General features: G+C 73.2%; 2 protein-coding genes. Both read right to left on the minus strand.

What is annotated here, in order from left to right:
* Positions 1-63: 63 nt before the first annotated feature.
* On the minus strand, positions 64-840 hold the full coding sequence (gene istB / locus NH342_RS22675; RefSeq protein ID WP_253018584.1) for an IS21-like element helper ATPase IstB: 777 nt from the start codon (positions 838-840) through the stop codon (positions 64-66).
* Positions 837-2,351 (minus strand): IS21 family transposase, encoded by a 1,515-nt coding sequence (istA, locus tag NH342_RS22680; RefSeq protein ID WP_253018585.1) that lies wholly within the window; start codon positions 2,349-2,351, stop codon positions 837-839. The genes istB and istA overlap by 4 nt, the downstream gene beginning before the upstream one ends.
* Positions 2,352-2,515: the final 164 nt, after the last annotated feature.

A 2,515-nucleotide genomic window follows, 5' to 3' on the forward strand; every position in this document is an offset into this window, starting at 1 on the left:
TGTCAATGGCCAAGCTCAGGTCCCCGTTGGTGGCCAGGTGAAAGTCCCCGCCCCTCGCGGTGATTAGCGGGTGGGGCGGTCACCTCCTCGGGTGCGGGCTTGGCGCATCCGGTAGGACTCGCCGTCGGTGGCGATGACGACGCTGTGGTGCAGCAGCCGGTCCAGGAGGCTGACTGCGGTGGTGTGTTCGGGCAGGAAGCGGCCCCACTGGTCGAAGGCCCAGTGCGAGCCGATGCCCAGGGCGCGGCGTTCGTAGGCGGCGGCGACGAACCGGAACAGCAGCTGGGTGCCGGTGTCGTCCAGCGGCGCGAAGCCGACCTCGTCGACGATGATCAGGTCGTTGCGCAGCAGGGTGTCGATGACCCGGCCGACGCTGTTGTCGGCCAGCCCGCGGTAGAGGGTCTCGACCAGGTCGGCGGCGGTGAAGTAGCGGATCCGGTGCCCGGCGAGCACGGCGGCGTGGCCGAGGGCGAGCAGGGTGTGGCTCTTGCCGGTGCCGGCCGGGCCGACCAGGCAGAGGTTCTCCGCTGCGCGGATCCACTCCAGGCTGGTCAGGTACTGCCAGGTCGGGGCGGGGATACTGCTGGCGCCCAGGTCGAACTCCTCGACCGTCTTGACCATCGGGAAGCCGGCGGCCTTCAGGCGCAGCCGGGTGTTGGAGGCGTCCCGGGCGCCGATCTCGGCCTCGACCAGGGCGCGGAGCAGCTCCTCGGGCGCCCAGCGTTGGGTCTTGGCCGTGATCAGCAGTTCCGGGGCGATGGAGCGCATCGCGGCGAGCTTGAGCCGGCGCAGCCCGCCCTCCAGATCGGCGGGCAGCGGCGGCGGTGCGGTCGCGGTCATGCCCCCGCCCCAGCGATCGTCCCGGTGGCCGCGCCGGTGCCGGAGATCTTGCCCATCGAGTACTCGGTCAGCGACCGGCTGGCGGTGGCCGGCAGCTCGATGACCAGCGCCTGCCCGGCCGGGCGGACCTGAGCGACTCCGGCGCCGGCAGCCAGGATCGATCGGATGTCGGCGGCGTGCCAGCGGCCGAAGGCGACCGCCCGGCCCAGCGCCCCGGTGAGTGCGTCGCGGCCGTGCGCGGCCTCCAGCGCCGAGAGCTCGGCCAGCTCCGGGCCCAGCCGGGTGTTGCCGGCCGCGGCGGCGCCGACCAGCCACCGTTCGGCGACCGGCCCGAGCGCGCAGAACGCCTGCTCCGCCGCGCTCCTTGGCCGCGGGGCGCGCTGCGGCGCCCGGCGCGGGCCGCCGTAGTGCTCATCCAGCACGCTGGCCTCCCCGGGTGCGACCAACGGGTGTTCGGCGACGACCTCGCCGGTGGCGGGGGCCACGATGGTCAGCCGCCCGTCAGCGGCCAGCAGCGCGACCTGGGTGCCGATCAGCGCGGTGGGCACCGAGTAGCGGGCCGAGGAGAACCGCACGCACGACAGCTTGTCGACCTTGCGCAGCGTCGTGCGGCCGATGGCCGGGCGCAGCGAGGGCAGCGCACCCAGCAACTCCCGCTCGGTCTCCAGCCGGGCGGCCGGCACCGCGGCGATCTCCGAGTGCAGCACGCCGTTGACCTCGGCGCACCAGCTGGCCGCGGCCGCGTTCGCCTCGGCCAGATCGGCCGCCGCGCCCTCCCCGAGCAGCGGGATCATCAGGTCGGTCTTGGCGTAGCCGACCAGGTTCTCCACGATGCCCTTGCTGGCCGGGTCAGCGGCCCGGCAGAAGTCCGGGCGGAACCGGTAGTGCGCAGCGAACCGGACGTAGTCCGGGGTCGGCACCACCACGTCGGCGACCACGCCGCCCTTCAGGCAGCCCATTCGATCCGCGAGCACCACCTTCGGCACCCCGCCCAAGGTCTCGAAGCACTCCGCGAGCAACGCGAGGGTGGTCTCGGCGCGTTCGTCAGCGGCGAACCGGACGAACCGGACCCGGGAGAACGCCAGCACCGCGCAGAACACGTGCAGCCCACCGAGCACCCCCCAGTCGATGGCCAGCACCTCACCCGGCGCCCACACCGCCGGCCGGCGGGTCCGCGCGTTCTCCCGTCGCCACGTGTTCTTCTCGGCCGCGACCAGTCGCCGGAAGTTGCGCGCCGACCCCCCATAGCCGGCCGCCCGCGCCGCCGGCAGCAGCCGCTTGGCGCTGATCCGGCCGTGCGTCTTCTCGACCTGGCCGGCCACCAGGTCGCGCACCGCCTCGTAGTTCGCCGGCCGCGGCACCCGGATCGGGCGCTGCCCGCCGGCCTCGTGCCGCTCAACGATCCGCTTCACGGTCTTGTGGGTCGTGCCGCAGATCGCCGCGGCTCCCCGGTAGCTGCCCACCTCGCGGTAGGCGGTCAACACGTCCAACTCTTCCCTCGCAGACTTCAATGGAGCTCCCCTGGGCGGTGCGGTGACTGGCTAGACACCGCCACCGTCACCGCCCAGGGCCTCAGCTCACGATCGACACGACGAGCGAGGGACGGGGACCTACCTGGCCATCAGCGGGGACTTCTCGATGGCCACCCGTGGGGACTTTGGCACGGCCACGGACA

Origin of the sequence: Klenkia sp. PcliD-1-E, assembly GCF_024124375.1 — a bacterium.
In the GTDB taxonomy this organism is placed as follows: Bacteria; Actinomycetota; Actinomycetes; order Mycobacteriales; family Geodermatophilaceae; genus Klenkia.

Bases quoted from the DNA above. Each gene is read 5' to 3' on its own strand.
- istB (WP_253018584.1), bottom strand. From the start codon at position 840: ATGACCGCGACCGCACCGCCGCCGCTGCCCGCCGATCTGGAGGGCGGG.